Raw genomic sequence first — 20,459 nt, 5'->3', positions numbered from 1 at the left:
AGGACGACCTGGTGCTGTGCGTCCACAACTTCTCCCGCTTCGCCCAGCCCACCGAGCTGGACCTGCGGCGGTTCCGCAAGCGGCATCCGGTCGAGCTGTTCGGCGGGGTGCGGTTCCCCGCGATCGGTGAACTGCCCTACCTGCTCACCCTCCAGGGGCACGGCTTCTACTGGTTCCGGTTGCGGCGGGACGCCGCGTAGGCCACGCCCCGGTGGGGCGGTTTCCTCCGTCCCACCGGGGGCACGCAACAGTGACACCCCCGACGATCCGGGGAAAGGACGCGACGCCCATGGCGGAAACGGTCACCCCCTTCGGCACCACCAGTACCCATGCGCACCTCCTGGCCTCGCTCGACCCCCTGCTGCGCGAATGGCTGCCCCGGCAGCGCTGGTTCGCGGGCAAGGGACGCCCGGTCACCGGGTTCACCCCGGTGGCCGTCACCGAACTGCTGCCGCCCGACGGTCGGCTGGGCCTCTACCACCTGCTGGTCCGCGTCCACCAGCCGCCCGCACTGGGCGCGCCGGCGCACCCGGGCGACTGCTACCAGCTCCTCATAGGCGTGCGCGAGGCACTGCCGCCCCGGCTGGCGCCCGCGCTGATCGGACACGTCGCCGACGGACCGCTGGCCGGACGCACGGTGTACGAGGCCCTGCACGACACCCGGCCCGCCGAGGTGCTGCTGGAGGCCCTGCGCGCCCGGGCCCGCGTCGGCGGGCTGCGTTTCGAGCGGGACCCGCACCACGAGATCCGCGAGGGGCTCGTGCCCCGGCTGATGACCGCCGAGCAGTCCAACTCGTCCGTCGTCTATGGCGATACGTTTATTCTCAAGCTGCTGCGCCGGGTCGTCCCCGGCGTCAACCCCGATCTGGAGATCCCCCTCGCCCTGGCCCGCGAGGGCTGCCCCCGGGTGCCGGCGCCGACGGCGTGGCTCCACGCCGAGCAGGCCGGCGAACCGGACGGGGCGTACGTCCTGGCCGTCCTCCAGCCCTACGTCAGCGGCGCGGCCGACGGCTGGGAGCTGGCGCTGCGCGAGCTGGCCAAGGGGGAGGACTTCACCGCCGAGGCGCGGGCGCTGGGCCGGGCCACGGCCGAGGTGCACACCGCGCTCGCCCGCGCCCTGCCGACGGTCACCCTCGGCCACACCCAGCTGCGGCTGCTGGTCGACGGCATGACGGAGCGGCTGGCGGCGGCCGTGCGGGCGGTGCCGGCGCTGCTGCCGTACGAGCGCGGGCTGCGGTCCGCGTACGAGGCGCTGGCCACGCTCGCCGCCGAGGGCCGGACCTGGACCGCCCAGCGCATCCACGGCGACCTGCACCTCGGGCAGTGCCTGCGCTCGCCGTCCGGGCAGTGGTCACTGATCGACTTCGAGGGCGAGCCGGCCCGGCCGCTGGCCGAGCGGCGCATGGCGCAGCCGCCGGTGCGCGACATCGCGGGGATGCTCCGCTCCTTCGACTACGCGGCCCACTCGGCGGCGGCGCCCGCCGCGGACTGGGCGCGCTCCTGCCGGGCCGCCTACTGCTCGGGGTACGCGGAGGTGGCCGGGCGCGACCCGCGCACCGATCCGGTGCTGCTGCGGGCCCACGAGACCGACAAGGCGGTGTACGAGGTCGTCTACGAGGCCCGCCACCGCCCCGACTGGCTCCCCGTACCGCTGTCGGCGATCCGCCGCCTCGCCGCGTCCGAACCGATCTGATCCTCGCCGGGAGACCCGCTCGTGACGTCCAAGAAGTCAGCCCCCTCGAAGAACAAGTCCGGCAAGACCAAGGCCGAGAAGGCCGGGAAGGGGAAGCCCGAGGAGAAGCGGACGACCGGCCGGGCGCCGGCCGCGCAGGTGCCGGGGCAGCCGGCGCCGCCCGTCCTGGAGGCCGTCCAGAAGGCCGTCCCGGAGGCCGCCGTCTCCCCCGCCGTCGACGCCGGCGACCGCGAACGGCTGCTGCACGGCACCCACCACGACCCGCACGCCGTGCTCGGCGCCCATCCGGTGCCGGGCGGGGTGGCGTTCCGGGCCTTCCGCCCGTACGCGCGGGCGGTCACCGTGCTCACCGGTGACCTGCGCGCGGATCTGCACGACGACGGCGACGGCTTCTTCTCCGGGCTCCTGCCGCTGGCCGGGGTCCCGGCGTACCGGCTGCTCGTGACGTACGACGGCGCGGTGCACGAGACCGAGGACGCCTACCGTTTCCTGCCCACGCTCGGCGAGCTGGACCTGCACCTGATCGGTGAGGGCCGGCACGAGCAGTTGTGGCAGGCGCTCGGCGCGCACGTCACGACGCACCAGGGCGTCACCGGGACGCGCTTCGCCGTGTGGGCGCCGAACGCGCGGGGCGTGCGGGTCACGGGCAGCTTCAGCTTCTGGGACGGCACCGCCCTGCCGATGCGCTCCCTGGGCTCCACCGGCATCTGGGAGCTGTTCGTGCCGGGCGTCGGCGAGGGCGAGCTGTACAAGTTCGAGATCACCCGTCCGGACGGCTCGCGCACCCTGCGCGCCGACCCGCTGGCCCGCCGCACCGAGACCCCGCCGGCCACCTCCTCGGTCGTGCACGCCTCGCACCACGAGTGGGGCGACGAGGAGTGGATGGCCCGTCGCGGGGACACCCCCGTGCACGAGGCCCCCTTCTCGGTCTACGAGGTGCACCTGCCGTCCTGGCGGCCGGGCCTCACCTACCGCCGGCTGGCCGAACAGCTCCCGGCGTACGTCAGGGAGATGGGCTTCACCCACGTGGAGCTGATGCCGGTCGCCGAGCACCCCTTCGGCGGTTCCTGGGGCTACCAGGTCACCGGCTTCTACGCCCCGACGGCACGCCTCGGCACGCCCGACGACTTCAAGTACCTGGTGGACAGGCTGCACCAGGCGGGGATCGGCGTGATCATGGACTGGGTGCCGGCTCACTTCCCGCGCGACGAGTGGGCGCTCGCGGAGTTCGACGGGCGTCCGCTCTACGAGCACCACGACCCGCTGCGGGCCGCCCATCCCGACTGGGGCACGCTGGAGTTCGACTTCGGCCGCCGCGAGGTGCGCAACTTCCTGGTGGCGAACGCGGTGTACTGGTGCGAGGAGTTCCACATCGACGGCCTGCGGGTGGACGCCGTCGCCTCGATGCTCTACCTGGACTACTCGCGCGAGCCGGGCCAGTGGACGCCGAACGAGCACGGCGGCCGGGAGAACCTGGACGCGGTGGCCTTCCTGCAGGAGATGAACGCCACCGTCTACCGGCGCTGCCCCGGCGTGGTGACCGTCGCCGAGGAGTCGACGGCCTGGGACGGGGTGACCCGGCCCACCCACCACAAGGGCCCGAGCGGGTTCGGGGGCCTCGGGTTCGGCCTGAAGTGGAACATGGGCTGGATGCACGACTCCCTGCAGTACATGAGCCACGACCCCGTGCACCGCGCCTACCACCACGGCGAGATGACGTTCTCGATGGTGTACGCGTACAGCGAGAACTACGTCCTGCCGATCTCCCACGACGAGGTGGTCCACGGCAAGCGGTCCCTGGTCTCCAAGATGCCGGGCGACTGGTGGCAGCAGCGCGCGAACCTGCGCGCCTACCTCGGCTTCATGTGGGCCCATCCCGGCAAGCAACTGCTCTTCATGGGCCAGGAGTTCGCCCAGGGCGCCGAGTGGTCCGAGGCGCACGGCCCGGACTGGTGGCTGCTCGACCCGTCCTACGGCGCCGAGGCGGACCACCGGGGCGTACGGGACCTGGTGCGGGACCTGAACGCGCGGTACCGGTCGACTCCGGCGCTGTGGCAGCGGGACACCGACCCGGCGGGGTTCCAGTGGATCAGCGGGGACGCGGCGGACGACAACGTCCTCGCGTTCCTGCGCCTCGACGCGGAGGGCAGCCCGCTGCTCGCCGTCTGCCACCTGGCCCCGGTGGTCCGGCACGACTACCGGCTCGGGGTGCCGGAGGACGTGCCGGCCTGGCTGGAGGTGCTCAACACCGACGCCGGCGGCTACGGCGGCGGCGACGTCACCAACCCGGACGTCGTCAAGCCCGAGCCCCAGCCGTGGCACGGCCGTCCGGCGAGCATCCGGCTGACCCTGCCACCGCTGGCCACGGTCTGGCTGCGACCGGCCTGACCCCGAGGGCGGACGGGTGAGCGCCTTATAGTGCCCCCAGGCCCGCATCGACGCATCACGGGGGAACGAGGCACGTGCGCACCTGGAGATCAGTGACCGCTGTGCTGTGTGCCGTCGCCGCCCTGCTGCTGGGCGGCTGCGGCACGCAGAAGGCCGGGCGGGGGGCGTCCGCCACCCCGCTCCCGTGGACCGTCGGGCAGCCCTCCCAGGTCACCGGCGCCCGGCTCGCCGGCGACCACCGCACGCTGAGTCTGGCCACCCGGGTGCCGAGCGGCCCGCGCCCGTGTGTGCGGGGGCTGAAGGCGGCGGTGACGGACACCGTGCCCGAGCACGTGTGGGTGCAGATCACCTTCGAGTCGCCGTCCGGGGACCGGCGTTCGGGGTGCACCGGGGAGAAGCCGGCCACGGCGCGGGTACGGCTGCCGCACCCGCTGGGCGGGCGGACTCTGATCGTCGACAACAGCACGGTCTTCACCGCCGACGGCGCGAAGCCGCCCGCACTGCGGCTGTGCGGGCGGCTCGGCTGTCACCCGCCGGCCACCGGCTGCACCACCGCCTCCTACGAGCAGGCGCAGATGGACGCCGACGTGCCCCTGCACAGTTACCGGAGCGCCGAGCACTGCGACGGCAAGTGGCTGGTGCTGGACCTCTCCTGGCGCACGGGACCGGCGTGCGGTGACGACAGCGAGTCCTCGGCCTGCTCGTCCCGGCTGGGCGACCGCGTCTTCTTCCGGGCCGGACGCTCCGGCTGGCAGCCGTTCCTGCACAGCGCGGCCGGCGGCTGCCGGGAGGTCCGGCGCAGGGAACCGGACTTCCCGGCCGCGCTGTGCGCGTCGCTGGCCCCGCTGCCCTCCGCACCGCACCCGAGCCACCCGCCGGCCGCCTCGCCTTCCGCTACGGCCTGGTGACGCCCTCGGCCAGCCCCTCGGGCAGCCGCTCCGTGTAGAGCACCCCGAGCCGCTGGGTGGCGCGGGTCAGGGCGACGTACAGGTCGCTGGTGCCGTACCGGGACGGCTCGACCACCAGGACCGAGTCGAACTCCAGGCCCTTCGCCTGCCGCGGGTCGAGGAGGACGACGGTCCGGGTCAGGTCGGGCTCGGCGCCGGCCGTGACCCCGTCGAGCCGGGCGGCCAGGGACCGGTGCAGCTCGCGCGGGGCGACGACCGCCAGCCGGCCCTCGGCCGGGGTGAGTTCGGCGACCGCCTTGGCCACGGCCTCCGGCAGACCGCCGTCGGCCCGCCGCACCCAGGGCCGCACGCCGGTGGAGCGGACGGAGCTGGGCGGTTCGAAGCCGGGGTCGACGGCCCGGACCACGGCCGCCGCGAGTTCCATGATCTCGGCCGGGGTGCGGTAGTTGACGCCGAGCCGGGTGTGCTCCCAGCGGTCCTCGACGTAGGGGGCGAGGATGTCGGCCCAGGAGCCGGTACCGGCCGCCTCCGCGGTCTGCGCCGGGTCGCCGACCAGGGTCATCGAGCGGGTGGGGCTGCGGCGCATGAGCAGCCGCCAGGCCATCGGGGACAGTTCCTGCGCCTCGTCCACGATGATGTGCCCGAACGCCCAGGTGCGGTCGGCGGCGGCCCGCTCGGCGGCGCTGCGGTGGTCGGCCTCCTCGTGCCGCTCGGCGAACCGCTCGGCGTCGATGATGTCGTGGGCCGACAGGACCTCGGAGTCCTCGTCCTCCAGGCCCTCGAACTCGTAGGTGCGGGAGGCGTAGGAGACGTCCAGCACGCCCTGCGCGTAGGCGACCTGGGTCTCCCGCTCGCGTTCGGCGCGGGCCCGGGCGAGCCGGCCGTCCTCGCCGAGCAGTTCGGCCGCCTCGTCGAGGAGGGGCACGTCGGCGACGGTCCAGGCGCGGGTCACCGGGCGGCGGATCGCGTCGGCGTCCGCCTCGGACAGGTAGCCGTCCGGTTCGGCGAGGAAGTCGGCGAGCAGCCGCCGCGGGCTGATCCGGGGCCACAACCGGTCGATGGCGGACCAGACCTCGGGGTTCTCGGCGATCTCGTCGCGGATCTGGGTGATGTCGGAGGCGTCGAGCAGGCTGCTGCCGTCGTACGGGTCGGTGCCCACGCGCTCCGCGTACAGCTCGGTGAGGGTGTTGAGGATGTGGCCCTCGAAGTGCTCGCGGGCCGCGTTGTGCGGCAGCCCGGCCGCGCGGGTGCGGTCCCGGGCGACGCCCACCAGGCCGTCGTCGAGCATCAGCACCTCGCGGTCGTGCTCGATGGCGATGACCGGGTCGGGCAGGGCCTGCCGGTCGCGCACGACGGCGGCCAGCACGTCGGCCATGCCGGCGCGGCCCTTCACGGCCGCCGCCTCGGGGGTGTCGGCGGCGGTGGCCCGCACGCCGGGGAACAGTTCGCCGACCGTGGCCAGCAGGACGCCGGTCTCGCCGAGTGAGGGCAGCACCTCGCCGATGTAGCCGAGGAAGGCGGGGTTGGGGCCGACGATGAGCACGGCGCGGCGGGCCAGCAGTTCCCGGTGCTCGTACAGCAGGTAGGCCGCCCGGTGCAGGGCGACCGCGGTCTTGCCGGTGCCGGGGCCGCCCTCCACCACCAGCACCCCGCGGTGCGGCGCCCGGATGATCTCGTCCTGTTCGGCCTGGATGGTCTGCACGATGTCGCTCATCCGGCCGGTGCGCGCCGAGTTCAGCGCGGCCAGCAGGACGTCGTCGCCGCCCGGGTCCTCGTGGCCGGTGCGGGTGGCGTCGCCGAGGTCGAGGATCTCGTCGTGCAGGGAGGCCACGGTCCGGCCCTCGGTGGCGATGTGCCGGCGGCGGCGCAGGCCCATGGGGGTGTGGCCGGTGGCCAGGTAGAAGGGGCGGGCGACGTCGGCCCGCCAGTCGATGAGGACCGGGGTCCGCTCGGTGTCGTCCTCGCGCAGCCCGATCCGGCCGATGTGGTGCTTGGTCCCGTCGGCGAGGTCGATCCGGCCGAAGCAGAGCGAGCCGTCCACGGCGTTCAGCGCGGCGAGCAGCCCGGAGCGCTCGGCGACCAGGATGTCCCGCTCCAGCCGGGCCTGCATGGGCTTGTCGCCCTGCGCGAGCGCGTCCGAGACCGAGGTCTCGGCCTCGCCGCGCAGCACGTCCACGCGCGCGTACAGTCCGTCGATGAATTCCTGCTCGTGCCGCAATTCATCGTCCGGAAATTCGGTGTTTGACAATTCCGCTCCCGCCCGGATACACTGTGCTCACTGAACTTCTCCGCGGCTTCTCTAATGGAAGTCGCGAACCACCGAATATACGCACAGAAATCCCCCGAGCGCAATTGCCCGGGGGATTTTTTCGTGGGGGTTCCGCGCTTTACAGCACGTCGGCCAGCTCTTCCAGCAGGCGACGCTTGGCCCGCGCGCCCACCATCGCCTTCACCGGCTCGCCGCCCTGGAACACCATGAACGTCGGCATCGAGAGAACCTTGTACGCGTTCGTGGTGTCCGGGTTGGTGTCCACGTCGAGCTGGACGACCTTGAGCCGGTGGCCCTCCTGTGCCGCGAGGTCGCTGAGCACCGGGCCCATCTGCCGGCACGGGGGACACCAGTCGGCGGTGAACTCCACCAGCACCGGCAGTTCCGATTCCAGGACCTCGGTCGCGAAGTCCGCGTCCCGCACCTCGGCCACACCCGCCGCTTTGATCATCTCTCCTGCCCTCCCAGTTCGCACAGGGGCTCCGGACCTCCCGGAGCCAGCGCTTCGGCGGCCAGCTCGTCCCGCGCCCGCTCGGCCCGCGCCAGTTGCCGCGCGACCGTCTCCCGCACCGCCGTCAGCTGACCTATGAGCCCGTCCAGCTCGTCCAGCTTGCGCCGGTAGACCACGAGTGAGGCCGGGCAGGCGTCGCCCTCCGGGTGCCCGGCGCGCAGGCACTCCAGGAACGGCCGCGTCTCCTCCAGGTCGAACCCGGACTCCCGCAGCGTCCGGATCTGCCGCAGCAGCCGCAGATCGCTCTCGTCGTAGCTGCGGTGCCCGTTGCCGTCGCGCCGGGCGGGCAGCAGTCCCCGTGTCTCGTAGTAGCGCAGCGTGCGGGTGGTGGTCCCGGCCCGCGCGGCCAGCTCGCCGATTCGCATGACCACGACCGTAGGCGTTGACGTCGGCGTCAGGGCAAGACCCGTGTCAGACCGGCACCCCGGCCGCCTCCTCGACCTCCAGCAGGGAGGCGCTGTGCCGTTCCTCGTCGAACTTGCGGCGTCCGCCGCGCAGCCCGAACAGGCGCTTGGTCAGGGCGATGTAGAGGACCGCGAGGATGTTGAGGACCAGCGTGGTGATCTTCAGCCAGCTGACGTGCTCGGTGAGTTCGTAGATCTCCAGCGGGAGGAAGGCGGCGGTCGCGACCACCGTCAGGTACTCGGCCCAGCGCTTGGCGTACCAGAGGCCGACCGCCTCGACCAGTTCGACCAGGGCGTAGGCGAGCAGCAGGGCGGCCACCAGCAGGAGCGTGGAGTGCTTGTAGCCGAAGGCCTTCTGCACCGAGCCGACGACCGGCGAGTGGTCGAGGTCGTAGTGGAAGTGCCGGAACACCGGGCGGAAGACGTCCAGGTACTCGTCGAACAGGCGCCGCACCGCGTTCTGGCTGTTGCTGAACTTCCAGACCGCGACCGCGACGAGCACGATGAACACCCCGCGCACCGCCCGCTCGATCGCGAGGAAGCGCAGCACGAACAGGTCCCGCAGCACCTTGCCGCGCGGTACCAGCGGGGCGTCGTCGGCCGGCCCCGAGCCGTGCGGCTCGCCGAGCACGAAGTCACCGCAGCGCAGGCAGCGCCACACCTCCCCGAGCGCGGTCTGGGCGTGCAGCCGCACCCGCAGCCGCGGATCGTCGGGCGCATAGGTAACGTGCCCCTTGCGCGCGCAGGTCCGCCGGTCCCAGTCGATCGTCATCCCCCGTGCCTCCATGCACTCACAGACGCCACGCGCGAACGTGCCGTTCCGGTTGATCCGGAGCGGCACGCTAGCGGACCCGGGTGAGGAGCGGTCACCCGGCCGCGCTGCCCGCCGGTTCCCTCTCCTGCGCCTCGGCCTCCGCCCGGGCCGCGGCACCCTCGTTGCGCGGCAGCAGGAGGACCACCAGCACCGTGCCGACGCCCAGGATGGCCGCGCCGACCAGGCTGGTGTGGGCCACGGCGTCGGAGAAGGCGGAGCCGACCGCGTCGGCCATCCGGCGGGCGCCGGAGGCGAGTTCGGCGGCCTGCTGCTTGAGCTGCGCGGCCTGCTGCGGATCCGACGCACGGGCCGCCCGCGCCGCCGCCTCGTGGGCCTTGTCGCCGATGCCCTGCGCGACGGCGTATCCGGCGCCGGCCGAGTCCCGCGCGGTGTCCAGGGCGCTCGCCGGGAGTCCGCTGCCGGCGGTGGCGTCGCTCAGGTGGTCGCCGTAGGAGGTGGCGAGCAGCGAGCCGAGGAGGGCGATGCCGAGCGAGCCGCCCAGTTCCAGCGAGGTGTCGTTGACGGCGCCGCCCACGCCGAGGTCGGACTCCGGGAACGCGCCCATGATGGCGTCGGTGCAGGGCGAGAGGGCGAGTCCGATGGCCAGGCCCAGGATGATCAGGGGCGCCACGAAGTCGCCGTACGTGGAGCCCGCGTCCACGCGGGTCAGCAGGGCGAGGGCGGTCGTGCCGCCGGCCATGCCCGCGCCGACCGTCCACTTCATGCCGACGCGCGGGGTGAGCCAGCCGGTCAGGGCCGAGCCCACGAAGACGGCGCCGGCCAGCGGCAGCATGCGCACGCCGGTCTCCAGGGCGTCGTAGCCGAGGACGAACTGCAGGTGCTGGGTGAGGTAATAGAAGGCGCCGAAGACGGCGAGGAAGAACAGGGCGACGGCGAGGTTGGAGCCCGCGAACCGGCGGTGCGCGAAGCGCCGGACGTCCAGGAGCGGGCGCGGGTGGCGCAGCTCCCAGAGGACGAAGGCGAGCAGGCCCGCACCCGCGACGACCGCGGCGGTGACGGCCTTGACGCCCCAGCCGAAGTGCGGCCCCTCGATGATCATGTAGACCAGCGAGCCGGTCCAGATCACCGACAGCAGCCCGCCGACGTAGTCGATGCGGTCGTGATGCCCGGCCCTGGACGGCGGTACGAGGACGAGGGCGCCGACGATCGCGACGGCCGCGACGGGCACGTTGATCAGGAAGGTCGAGGACCAGCCGTGGCCGCGCAGCAGCGCGCCGGCGACCACCGGACCGGCGGCGATGGCGAGCCCGGCGGTGGCGGTCCACAGGGTGATGGCCTTCGCCCGCTCGGCGCGCGGGAAGGTCGCGGCGAGCAGGGAGAGCGTGGCGGGCATGATCAGCGCTGCCCCGACGCCCATCACGGCCCGGGCCGCGATGACGGTGCCGGAGCTGTCGGCGAGGTACCCGAAGACGGCTCCGCCGCCGAAGACCACGAGGCCCAGCAGGAGGGCCCCGCGCCGGCTGTACTTGTCGCCGATCGCGCCGAGCAGCAGCATCAGCGCCGCGTAGGGGACGGTGTAGCCGTCGATCACCCACTGCAGGTCGGAGCTGGAGAGCCCGAGGTCCTTCGTCATGTCGGGCGCCGCGACCGTCAGGGCGGTGTTCGCCATCACGATGATCAGCAGGCTCAGGCACAGCACCAGCAGCGCCCACCAGCGCCGGGCGTAGGGCCGGTCCATCCTCTCGACCGGTTCGGTCATGACGAGTCGCATGGGTCGCCTTCCTCGGGTGTGCGACGAGAACGTGCAGGTGGTCGCATCAGGGAACTGCACAACAGCGTGCAATTGCACAACAGTGTGCAATGTACGCCGTTGCACAGTGCTGTGCAACTCGAACCGGGAAGGCACAATGACGGCCATGACCACGGGTAACCCCAGCCGCGCCGACGCCAACCGGCGCCGCATCCTCGACGTCGCCCTCGCCGAACTGCTGCGCGACCCCGATGTCTCCATGGACCAGATCGCGCGCGCCGCGGGCGTCGTACGGCGGACGGTGTACGGCCACTTCCCGAGCCGGGAGGCGCTGATCAGCACCTTGGTGGACGGGGCCGTGGAGGCGCTGGCGGACGCCGACACACGCGCCCGGGATGCCGTGGGCGACCCGGCGGAGGCGGTGGCCCGCTCGGTGCTGGCGGTCTGGGAGATCGCCGACCGCTACCGGCTGCTGGTCGCCCTGGCCCAGCGCACGGTCACCGTGCAGGGCATCCGGGAACGGCTCGCCCCCGTGCGCGAGACCAGGATCCGGGTGCTGCAGGAGGGCCTGGACAGGGGCGTGTTCAGCTCGCCGCTGCCCGCGCCCGCCCTGGCGTACGTGCACGAGCAGATGCTGTTCGCGGTGATGGAGGCGGTCAACGACGGGCTGCTGGCAGCACAGGAGGCGGGCCGCTCCGCCGCGGTCAGCGTGCTGACCGCGGCGGGCGTACCCGCCTCGCGGGCCACCGAGCTGGTGGCCGAGGTGTCGTAGGGCCTGCCGGACGAGGCCCGGAAGAGGCCGTGGACGGAAGCCGTCGGCGTACGCCGCTCGCGGTGCTCCCGTCGCCGAGTACCGCTCGGGGAAGTCGGGAGCCGGGCGGCTGAGACACGGGGGGAGACTCAGCCGCCCGGCGGCGGTGACCGAACGCCCGGCCCGGGTTCAGGCGGGGCCGGACGTCCGGTGTCCTTGCGGCGGATCAGGCCTTGGCCAGCTCCTCGTCCCTCGTCCCGGGAACGTCGGCAACCGTAACCCGGCCCTCGTCCATCAGCGTCGTCTCGTCGAACGGCAGGTCGCCCGCGAGCACCCGGCGCACCCGGACCATGTCGATCTCCTTGGTCCACGTGCCCACCAGCACCGTGGCGACGGCGTTGCCCGCGAAGTTCGTCAGGGCCCGCGCCTCGCTCATGAACCGGTCGATGCCGACGATCAGGCCGACGCCGTCGACCAGCGCGGGCTTGTGGGACTGCAGGCCACCGGCGAGGGTGGCCAGACCCGCGCCGCTGACACCGGCCGCGCCCTTGGAGGCCAGCAGCAGGAACAGCAGCAGCGGGATCTGCTCGCCCACCGACATCGGCGTGCCCAGCGCGTCGGCGATGTACAGCGACGCCATGGTCATGTAGATCATCGTGCCGTCGAGGTTGAAGGAGTAGCCGGTCGGCACGGTGATGCCGACGACCGGCTTGCTGACACCCAGGTGCTCCATCTTCGCGATCAGCCGCGGCAGCGCGGACTCGGAGGAGGAGGTGGACAGGATCAGCAGGAACTCCCGGGCCAGGTACTTGAACAGCGAGAAGACGTTCACGCCCGTGACGATCCGCAGCAGCGCGCCGAGCACGACGAACGCGAACAGGAAGCAGGTGACGTAGAAGCCGAGCATCAGCACGGCCAGGCTCTTCAGCGCGTCCACACCGGCCGAGCCGGTCACCGCCGCGATGGCTCCGAAGGCGCCGATCGGCGCGGCCCACATGACCATGGACAGGATGCGGAAGACCAGCCGCTGGATGTGCTCGACGCCGCGCAGCACGGGCTGCCCGGCCGCCCCCATGGCCTGCAGCGCGAACCCGGCGAGCAGCGCGACCAGCAGCGTCTGCAGCACCTGGCCCTCGGTGAAGGCGGACACGAAGGTCTTCGGGATGATCGACAGCACGAAGTCGACGGGCGGCAGCGCGTCCGCGGACACCTGCTCGTGCCCGGTCGCCTTGACGGCGCTGGTGATGTCCAAACCGTCACCCGGGTGCAGCACGTTGCCGACGACGAGCCCGATCGCGAGGGCGACCAGCGACATCACGAGGAAGTAGCCGAGGGCGATGCCGCCGACGGCGCCGACCTTGGCGGCCTTCCGTACGGAACCGATACCGAGCACGATCGTGCAGAAGATGATCGGCGAGATCATCATCTTGATCAGGTTCACGAAGCCGGTGCCCAGCGGCTTGAGCTCGACCGCGGCATCGGGCCAGATCAGCCCCACGGCGATGCCGAGCGCGACCGCCACGATGACGGCGATGTACAGATAGTGGGTCCGGTCCCGCTTCACGCGGGGTGCGGCAGGTGCCGTATCGGGAGTGCTGGCGGCCACGACTGCCCTCCTTGACGTCTTCGTCGGCGAACAACCGGCGTGCGGCTCACGTCCGGGCGTTCCGGGGAACGCCGTGACTATCTCCCGGCCCTGTGAGGGCGGTCACCCTTCCGTTCATTTAGTTCACGCCGGACGGCGGACGGCGGAGGCACACTGCTGACATGCGCCTCCCCACCCTCCCCCGACCCCGCAGCCTGGCGGGCCAGCTGTTCGCCATGCAGGCCGTGCTGATCGCGGTGGTCGTGGCCGGATACGCGCTGTTCACCTACATCAGCGACCAGCGGCAGGCCGAGGACGCGGCGGTCCGCCAGGTGACGGCGGTGGCCCGCTCCATCGCGGACGCGCCCTCGGTCCGCTCGGCGCTGCACACGCCCGACCCCTCGGCCGCGCTGCAGCCGTACGCCCTCCAGGTCATGCGGGACGCGGACGTCGACTTCGTCACGATCATGAACGCGGACGGCATCCGCTGGACCCACCCCGACCGCGCCGAGATCGGCAAGCGCTTCCTCGGCCGCATCGGCCCCGCCCAGCACGGCCACACCTTCACCGAGACCTACACCGGCACGCTCGGCCCGTCCGTCCGGGCGGTGACCCCGGTGGAGGAGAACGGCCGGGTCGTCGCCCTGGTCAGCGCCGGCATCAAGGTGGAGGCGATCAGCGCCCGGGTACAGGACCAGGTCACGGCCCTCCTCGGGGTGGCCGGCGCGGTCCTGCTGCTGGGCGCGGTCGGCACGTACGTCGTCAACGCCCGGCTGCGCCGCCACACCCACGGCATGAACGCCACCGAGCTGAGCCGGATGCACGACTACCACCAGGCCGCGCTGCACGCGGTGCGCGAGGGCCTGCTGATGCTGGACGGGCGGTACCGGGTCGCGCTGATCAACGACGGCGGACGGGAACTGCTGGGCGTGGGCGACGCCCCGGACGCGGACGTGATCGGCCGCCCGGTGACGGACCTGGGCCTGCCCGCCCCGCTGACGGGCGCGCTGCTGTCGGCGCAGCCCCGGGTGGACGAGGTCCACCTGACCGCGTCCCGGGTTCTGGTCGTGAACACCTCCCCGGTGTCGGGCGGGGAGCGGCGCGGCACGGTCGTCACCCTCCGGGACGTCACCGAGCTCCAGTCGCTCATGGGCGAGCTGGACTCGGAGCGCGGCTTCACGCAGGCGCTGCGCTCGCAGGCGCACGAGGCGGCGAACCGCCTGCACACGGTCGTGTCGCTGATCGAGCTGGGGCGGGCGGAGGAGGCGGTGGAGTTCGCGACGGCCGAGCTGGAGCTGGCCCAGGCGCTGACCGACCAGGTGGTCGCGGCCGTGAGCGAACCGGTGCTGGCGGCTCTGCTGCTGGGCAAGACGGCGCAGGCCAACGAGCGGGGCGTCGAGCTGGTGGTGTCGCCGGACAGCCGGCTGGACGACGGACTGCTCCCGGCCGGCCTGTCCGCGCGGGACCTGGTGACCATCCTCGGCAACCTGATCGACAACGCGGTGGACGCGGCCCAGGGCAGTGCCGGGGCCCGGGTGACGGTGACGGCGTACGCGTCGGACGCCGAGGTCGTGCTGCGGGTGACGGACACGGGCCCGGGTCTCGACCCCGCCCACGCCGACCTGGTATTCCAGCGGGGGTTCTCGACGAAGCCGGCCGGGCCGGGCGGGCGGGGGCTCGGACTGGCCCTGGTCCGGCAGGCGGTGCACCGCCACGAGGGCACGTTGACGGTGGCGGAATCCGGTGAGGGCGGAGCGGTGTTCGAGGTGCGGTTGCCGTTGCGCACGGCTGCGGTCGGTCCTTCCCCGCTGCCGGCGGGCGGTGGGGCATGACCGGCCCCAGACCCATCAGGGTCCTCGTGGTCGAGGACGACCCGGTGGCGGCCGACGCCCACATGCTGTACGTGGGCCGGGTCCCGGGCTTCGTCGCCGTCGGCAAGGCCCACACGGGCGCCGAGGCCCGCCGCTTCCTGGACCGCACACCGGTGGACCTGCTGCTGCTGGACCTGCACCTGCCGGACGTGCACGGCCTGCAGTTCGCCCGCTCGCTGCGCGCGGCCGGGCATCACGCGGACGTCATAGCCGTGACGTCGGCCCGGGACCTGGCGGTGGTCCGCGAGGGCGTCTCCCTCGGCGTCGTCCAGTACGTCCTGAAGCCCTTCACCTTCGCCACGCTCCGCGACCGCCTCGTCCGCTACGCCGAGTTCCACGCGGCGGCCGGCGAGGCGAGCGGCCAGGACGAGGTCGACCGCGCCCTGGCCGTGCTGCGCGCCCCGGCCCCGGCGGCCCTGCCGAAGGGGCTGAGCGGGCCGACGCTGGAGCGGGTGACGGGCGCCCTGCGGGAGGCCGCGCAGGGCCTCACGGCGGCGGGCGTCGCGGAGGCGGTCGGCATCTCCCGGATCACCGCCCGGCGCTACCTGGAGCACCTGGTGGACGCGGGCCGGGCGGGCCGCAGCCCGCAGTACGGGCAGGTGGGCCGGCCGGAGCTGGTGTACCGCTGGGTACCGCAGAGCCGGTGAGTCACCGTGGCGCGTCCGGCCGCGGGTCCGTGGGGGCCGGTCGCGCAGTTCCCCGCGCCCCTGAGGGGACTGCAGCGCCGTCGGCGTTCAGGTGCCCCCGCCGCTTAGGGCCACCGTCTCCGGCCGCGGGCCCGTGAGGGGCCGGTCGCGCAGTTCCCCGCGCCCCTGGGGAGCTGCAGCACCGTCGGCCTGCCGCGCCCCCGCCGTTGCGGGCAGTCGTGCCGCTGGGGCGGCACGGGTGGGCGCGGCGGCGGCCCGGCAGCGCCGGCGAGCGAACCGCCCACGGTCCGCGCGGGGTCTAGAAGACCGACTCCGCCTCGTCCATGCGGTCCTTCGGCACCGTCTTCAGTTCGGTGACCGCCTCCGCGAGCGGCACCATCACGATGTCGGTTCCGCGCAGCGCGGTCATCCGGCCGAACTCCCCGCGGTGCGCCGCCTCGACGGCGTGCCAGCCGAAGCGGGTGGCGAGGACGCGGTCGTAGGCGGTGGGCACGCCACCGCGCTGGACGTGTCCGAGGATGACCGGCTTGGCCTCCTTGCCGAGGCGCCGCTCCAGCTCGTAGGCCAGCGCCGTGCCGATGCCCTGGAACCGCTCGTGGCCGTACTGGTCGATCTCGCCCTTGCCGTAGTCCATGGTGCCCTCGGCCGGGTGGGCGCCCTCGGCGACGCAGATCACGGCGAACTTCTTGCCGCGGGCGAACCGCTCCTCGACCATCTTCACCAGGTCGGCGGGGTCGAAGGGGCGCTCGGGCAGGCAGATGCCGTGGGCGCCGGCGGCCATGCCGGACTCCAGGGCGATCCAGCCGGCGTGCCGGCCCATGACCTCGACGACCATCACGCGCTGGTGGGACTCGGCGGTGGTCTTCAGCCGGTCCATGGCCTCGGTCGCGACGCCGACGGCGGTGTCGAAGCCGAAGGTGCGGTCCGTGGAGGAGATGTCGTTGTCGATCGTCTTGGGGACGCCGACCACCGGGAGGCCGGCGTCGGAGAGCATGCGGGCCGCGGTCAGGGTGCCCTCGCCGCCGATCGGGATCAGCGCGTCGATGCCGAACGACTCGACCATGTCGGTCGCCCGCTCGCAGGCCTCGCGCAGCCGGTCGCGCTCCAGGCGGGAGGAGCCGAGGATGGTGCCGCCGCGCGCCAGGATGCCGCTGACCGCGTCCAGGTCGAGGGTGCGGTGGTGACGGTCGAGCAGACCCCGGTAGCCGTCCTCGAAGCCGATGACCTCGTCGCCGTACTGCGTCACCGCCCGGTGCACGACCGACCGGATCACGGCGTTCAGGCCGGGGCAGTCGCCGCCTGCGGTGAGAACTCCGATGCGCATCGTGCTGTGTCTCCTGCTCGCTGTCGGTGCCGGTGAGCCAGTGCCGATTGTTTCACGTCTGCCGGACGGGTGAAATCTTGACGGGCGCCTTAACCGGCAGCGGGGGTACTGTCAAGAGGGTTCTGCTCACCTCGGTGGGCGATTTTTGTGCCGACGACGCATTTACGCGACATGGACGTACGCGGACATGAGGAACGGAGTGGACACGTGACGCGCAGCGTGTACGTGACCGGCATCGACCGGGGGGACGGCCGTCAGGTCGTGGAGCTGGGGGTCATGGAGCTCCTGACCCGGCAGGTCGACCGGGTGGGGGTCTTCCGTCCGCTCGTGCACGACGGCCCCGACCGGCTGTTCGAGCTGTTGCGGGCCCGCTACCGCCTCGCACAGGATCCGGCGACCGTCTACGGCATGGACTACCAGGAGGCGTCCGCGCTCCAGGCCGAGCAGGGCACCGACGAACTGGTCTCCACGCTCGTCGACCGCTTCCACCTGGTCGCCCGCGACTACGACGTCGTCCTGGTCCTCGGCACCGACTTCGCCGACACCCAGCTGCCGGACGAGCTGTCCCTCAACGCCCGCCTCGCCAACGAGTTCGGCGCCTCCGTGATCCCGGTGGTGGGCGGCCGCCGGCAGAGCGCCGAGGCGGTGCGCGCCGAGACGCGCAACGCCTACCGGGCCTACGACGGCCTGGGCTGCGACGTGCTCGCCATGGTCACCAACCGGGTCGCCCGGGAGGACCGCGACGAGATCGCCGAGCGGCTCGCGAACCGGCTGCCGGTGCCCTGCTACGTGCTGCCCGACGAGCCCGCGCTGTCCGCGCCGACCGTCTCCCAGATCGCCCACGCCCTCGACGCCAAGGTCCTGCTCGGCGACGACTCGGGCCTGGCCCGGGACGCGCTGGACTTCGTCTTCGGCGGCGCGATGCTGCCCAACTTCCTGGCCGCCCTGACCCCGGGCTGCCTGGTGGTGACCCCGGGCGACCGCGCCGACCTGGTCGTCGGCTCGCTGGCCGCGCACAGCGCCGGCACCCCGCCCATAGCCGGTGTGCTGCTCACCCTGAACGAGGTGCCGAGCGACGAGATCCTCACCCTGTCCGCCCGCCTCGCCCCCGGCACACCGGTGCTGTCCGTGACCGGCAACAGCTTCCCCACCGCCGAGCATCTGTTCTCCATGGAGGGGAAGATGACCGCGGCCACCCCGCGCAAGGCGGAGACGGCGCTCGGTCTGTTCGAGCGGTACGCCGACACCGGCGACCTGGCCCGCCGGGTCTCCGCGCCGAGCAGCGACCGGGTCACCCCGATGATGTTCGAGCACAAACTGCTGGAGCAGGCCCGCGCCGACAAGCGCCGGGTCGTCCTGCCGGAGGGCACCGAGGAGCGGGTGCTGCACGCCGCCGAGGTGCTGCTGCGCCGTGGCGTGTGCGACCTGACCCTGCTCGGGCCGGTCGACCAGATCCGCAAGAAGGCCGCCGACCTCGGCATCGACCTCGGCGACACCCAGCTGATCGACCCGGCCACCTCCGAACTGCGCGACGCCTTCGCCGAGCAGTACGCGAGGCTGCGCGCCCACAAGGGCGTGACCGTGGAGCTGGCCTACGACGTCGTCTCCGACGTCAACTACTTCGGCACCCTGATGGTGCAGGAGGGCCTGGCCGACGGCATGGTGTCCGGGTCGGTGCACTCCACGGCGGCCACCATCCGGCCGGCCTTCGAGATCATCAGGACGAAGGAGGCCGCGCCGAGCACGCCGGACGCGGTGGCCGCGGGAGCGGGGCGGGCCACGCCGCACTCCTCGATCGTGTCGTCGGTGTTCTTCATGTGCCTGGCCGACAAGGTGCTGGTCTACGGCGACTGCGCGGTCAACCCGGACCCGGACGCCGAGCAGCTCGCCGACATCGCGGTCCAGTCGGCGGCCACGGCCGCGCGGTTCGGGGTGGAGCCGCGGATCGCCATGCTGTCGTACTCCACCGGCACCTCCGGCTCGGGCGCCGACGTGGAGAAGGTGCGCGAGGCCACCGAACTGGTGCGCGACAGGCGGCCGGACCTCAAGATCGAGGGGCCGATCCAGTACGACGCGGCCGTCGAACCGTCCGTCGCCGCCACCAAGCTGCCCGGCTCCGAGGTCGCCGGACAGGCCAGCGTGCTGATCTTCCCCGACCTCAACACCGGCAACAACACCTACAAGGCCGTGCAGCGCTCGGCCGGCGCCATCGCCGTCGGCCCGGTCCTGCAGGGCCTGCGCAAGCCGGTCAACGACCTGTCCCGTGGCGCGCTCGTCCAGGACATCGTCAACACCGTCGCCATCACGGCGATCCAGGCCCAGACGTCCGCCAGCTGAGCACAGAGAGCATGCCCATCACCGTGACCGCGACCCGTGTCCTCGTCCTCAACTCCGGCTCCTCGTCGGTGAAGTACCAGCTGCTCGACATGCGCGACGCCCGCCGGCTCGCCGTCGGCCTGGTGGAACGCATCGGCGAGCAGACGTCCCGGCTCCAGCACACCCTCGTCGGCAGCGGCGACACCCGCGAACGCAGCGGTCCGATCGCCGACCACGACGCCGCCCTCAAGGCCGTCGCCGAGGAGCTGCGCCGGGACGGCCTCGGCCTGGACTCACCCGAACTGGCCGCGATCGGGCACCGGGTGGTGCACGGCGGCATGTTCTTCACCGAGCCCACCGTCATCGACGACGAGGTGCTCGCCGAGGTCGAGCGGCTGATCCCGGTCGCCCCGCTGCACAACCCGGCCAACCTCACCGGCATCCGCACCGCGCGGGCGCTGCGCCCTGACCTGCCCCAGGTCGCCGTGTTCGACACGGCGTTCCACACGACCGTGCCGGAGCCGGCGGCGCGCTACGCGATCGACCCGAAGATCGCCGACCGCCACCGCATCCGCCGGTACGGCTTCCACGGCACCTCGCACGCCTACGTCTCGCGGGAGACCGCGCGGCTGCTGGGCAAGGAGCCGTCCGAGGTGAACGTCATCGTGCTGCACCTGGGCAACGGCGCCTCGGCGTCGGCGGTCGAGCGGGGCCGGTGCGTGGAGACCTCCATGGGGCTGACGCCTTTGGAGGGGCTCGTGATGGGTACGCGATCCGGAGATCTGGACCCGGCCGTCATCTTCCATTTGGCCCGTGTCGGCGGAATGTCCATGGAGGAGATCGACACTCTTCTCAACAAGAGGAGCGGCCTGTTCGGTCTGTGCGGGGACAACGACATGCGGGAGATCCGCCGCCGGATCGACGACGGCGACGAAGAGGCCGCGCTCGCCTTCGACATTTACATTCACCGGATCAAGAAGTACATCGGCGCCTATTACGCCGTGCTCGGCACCGTCGACGCGGTCGCCTTCACCGCGGGCGTCGGCGAGAACGCGGCGCCGGTGCGCCAGGCGGCGATCGCGGGCCTCGAAGGCCTGGGGCTGGCCGTGGACCCGGAGCGGAACGCGGTGCGCGGCGGCGGGCCGCGACTGGTCTCGCCCGGGTCCGCACGGGTGGCCGTGGCCGTGGTGCCGACGGACGAGGAACTGGAGATCGCGACGCAGACCTACGCACTGGTCGGAAAGAACAAGGAATAGCACCTGAGCGC

At 72.7% G+C, this 20,459-nt stretch carries 16 protein-coding genes; 9 read left to right on the top strand and 7 right to left on the bottom strand.

Going from position 1 to position 20,459, the window contains the following annotated elements:
- The 4 genes from IE177_RS04190 to IE177_RS04175 all read left to right on the top strand — a co-directional run.
- A partial coding sequence (locus IE177_RS04190) for an alpha-glucosidase C-terminal domain-containing protein (RefSeq protein ID WP_190013313.1) occupies positions 1 to 200 on the top strand: 200 nt, incomplete at its 5' end.
- Between the two features lie 89 nt (positions 201 to 289).
- Positions 290 to 1,693 (top strand): maltokinase N-terminal cap-like domain-containing protein, encoded by a 1,404-nt coding sequence (locus tag IE177_RS04185; protein ID WP_190013312.1) that lies wholly within the window; start codon positions 290 to 292, stop codon positions 1,691 to 1,693.
- Positions 1,694 to 1,714: 21 nt separating this feature from the next.
- Positions 1,715 to 4,081 carry a 1,4-alpha-glucan branching enzyme gene (glgB, locus tag IE177_RS04180; protein WP_190013311.1) on the top strand — a complete coding sequence of 789 codons (2,367 nt, stop codon included), beginning with the start codon at positions 1,715 to 1,717 and terminating at the stop codon, positions 4,079 to 4,081.
- A 92-nt stretch (positions 4,082 to 4,173) separates the two neighbouring features.
- Positions 4,174 to 4,989 (top strand): hypothetical protein, encoded by an 816-nt coding sequence (locus tag IE177_RS04175; protein WP_190013310.1) that lies wholly within the window; start codon positions 4,174 to 4,176, stop codon positions 4,987 to 4,989.
- Here IE177_RS04175 and IE177_RS04170 read toward each other — a convergent pair.
- The 5 genes from IE177_RS04170 to IE177_RS04150 all read right to left on the bottom strand — a co-directional run bounded on the left by IE177_RS04170 (position 4,976) and on the right by IE177_RS04150 (position 10,719).
- Positions 4,976 to 7,207 (bottom strand): HelD family protein, encoded by a 2,232-nt coding sequence (locus tag IE177_RS04170; protein ID WP_190013370.1) that lies wholly within the window; start codon positions 7,205 to 7,207, stop codon positions 4,976 to 4,978. The two genes, IE177_RS04175 and IE177_RS04170, sit on opposite strands and share 14 nt — an antisense overlap.
- A gap of 169 nt (positions 7,208 to 7,376) precedes the next feature.
- Positions 7,377 to 7,709, bottom strand: a complete 333-nt coding sequence (locus IE177_RS04165; RefSeq protein WP_308431533.1) for a thioredoxin family protein — start codon at positions 7,707 to 7,709, stop codon at positions 7,377 to 7,379.
- The gene (locus IE177_RS04160; protein ID WP_190013309.1) at positions 7,706 to 8,134 is read right to left on the bottom strand and encodes a MerR family transcriptional regulator; all 429 of its coding nucleotides are present in this window, start codon (positions 8,132 to 8,134) and stop codon (positions 7,706 to 7,708) included. The genes IE177_RS04165 and IE177_RS04160 overlap by 4 nt, the downstream gene beginning before the upstream one ends.
- A 46-nt stretch (positions 8,135 to 8,180) precedes the next feature.
- Complete coding sequence (locus IE177_RS04155; protein ID WP_190013308.1) at positions 8,181 to 8,945, bottom strand: DUF2127 domain-containing protein; 765 nt, start codon at positions 8,943 to 8,945, stop codon at positions 8,181 to 8,183.
- A 94-nt stretch (positions 8,946 to 9,039) separates the two neighbouring features.
- Complete coding sequence (locus tag IE177_RS04150) at positions 9,040 to 10,719, bottom strand: MFS transporter (protein WP_190013307.1); 1,680 nt, start codon at positions 10,717 to 10,719, stop codon at positions 9,040 to 9,042.
- 136 nt (positions 10,720 to 10,855) lie between these two features.
- Between IE177_RS04150 and IE177_RS04145 the strand changes: the two genes are divergently transcribed.
- Entirely contained in the window at positions 10,856 to 11,470 is a 615-nt protein-coding gene (locus IE177_RS04145) for a TetR/AcrR family transcriptional regulator (RefSeq protein WP_190013306.1), read from the top strand.
- 205 nt (positions 11,471 to 11,675) lie between these two features.
- Here the strand turns inward: IE177_RS04145 and IE177_RS04140 are convergent, their stop codons facing one another.
- The gene (locus IE177_RS04140) at positions 11,676 to 13,055 is read right to left on the bottom strand and encodes a cation:dicarboxylate symporter family transporter (protein WP_190013305.1); all 1,380 of its coding nucleotides are present in this window, start codon (positions 13,053 to 13,055) and stop codon (positions 11,676 to 11,678) included.
- 161 nt (positions 13,056 to 13,216) lie between these two features.
- Between IE177_RS04140 and IE177_RS04135 the strand changes: the two genes are divergently transcribed.
- Positions 13,217 to 14,866: a sensor histidine kinase gene (locus IE177_RS04135; RefSeq protein WP_190013304.1), complete on the top strand. Its 1,650-nt coding sequence runs from the start codon at positions 13,217 to 13,219 to the stop codon at positions 14,864 to 14,866.
- Positions 14,863 to 15,552 carry a response regulator gene (locus IE177_RS04130; RefSeq protein WP_190013303.1) on the top strand — a complete coding sequence of 230 codons (690 nt, stop codon included), beginning with the start codon at positions 14,863 to 14,865 and terminating at the stop codon, positions 15,550 to 15,552. The genes IE177_RS04135 and IE177_RS04130 overlap by 4 nt, the downstream gene beginning before the upstream one ends.
- Positions 15,553 to 15,850: 298 nt before the next feature.
- Here the strand turns inward: IE177_RS04130 and IE177_RS04125 are convergent, their stop codons facing one another.
- A complete protein-coding gene (locus IE177_RS04125; RefSeq protein WP_190013302.1) occupies positions 15,851 to 16,876 on the bottom strand; it encodes an ATP-dependent 6-phosphofructokinase in 1,026 nt (341 codons plus the stop codon).
- Between the two features lie 207 nt (positions 16,877 to 17,083).
- On the opposite strand from IE177_RS04125, the gene pta reads away from it, so the two are divergent.
- Positions 17,084 to 19,213, top strand: a complete 2,130-nt coding sequence (gene pta, locus IE177_RS04120) for a phosphate acetyltransferase (protein WP_190013301.1) — start codon at positions 17,084 to 17,086, stop codon at positions 19,211 to 19,213.
- A gap of 23 nt (positions 19,214 to 19,236) precedes the next feature.
- Positions 19,237 to 20,448: an acetate kinase gene (locus tag IE177_RS04115; RefSeq protein ID WP_190013368.1), complete on the top strand. Its 1,212-nt coding sequence runs from the start codon at positions 19,237 to 19,239 to the stop codon at positions 20,446 to 20,448.
- Positions 20,449 to 20,459: the final 11 nt, after the last annotated feature.

Source organism: Streptomyces lucensis JCM 4490 (assembly GCF_014650035.1).
GTDB classification, from domain to species: Bacteria; Actinomycetota; Actinomycetes; order Streptomycetales; family Streptomycetaceae; genus Streptomyces; species Streptomyces lucensis.
Note: the sequence above shows the minus strand (reverse complement) of the source record. Positions and strands in the feature narration are given on the sequence as shown.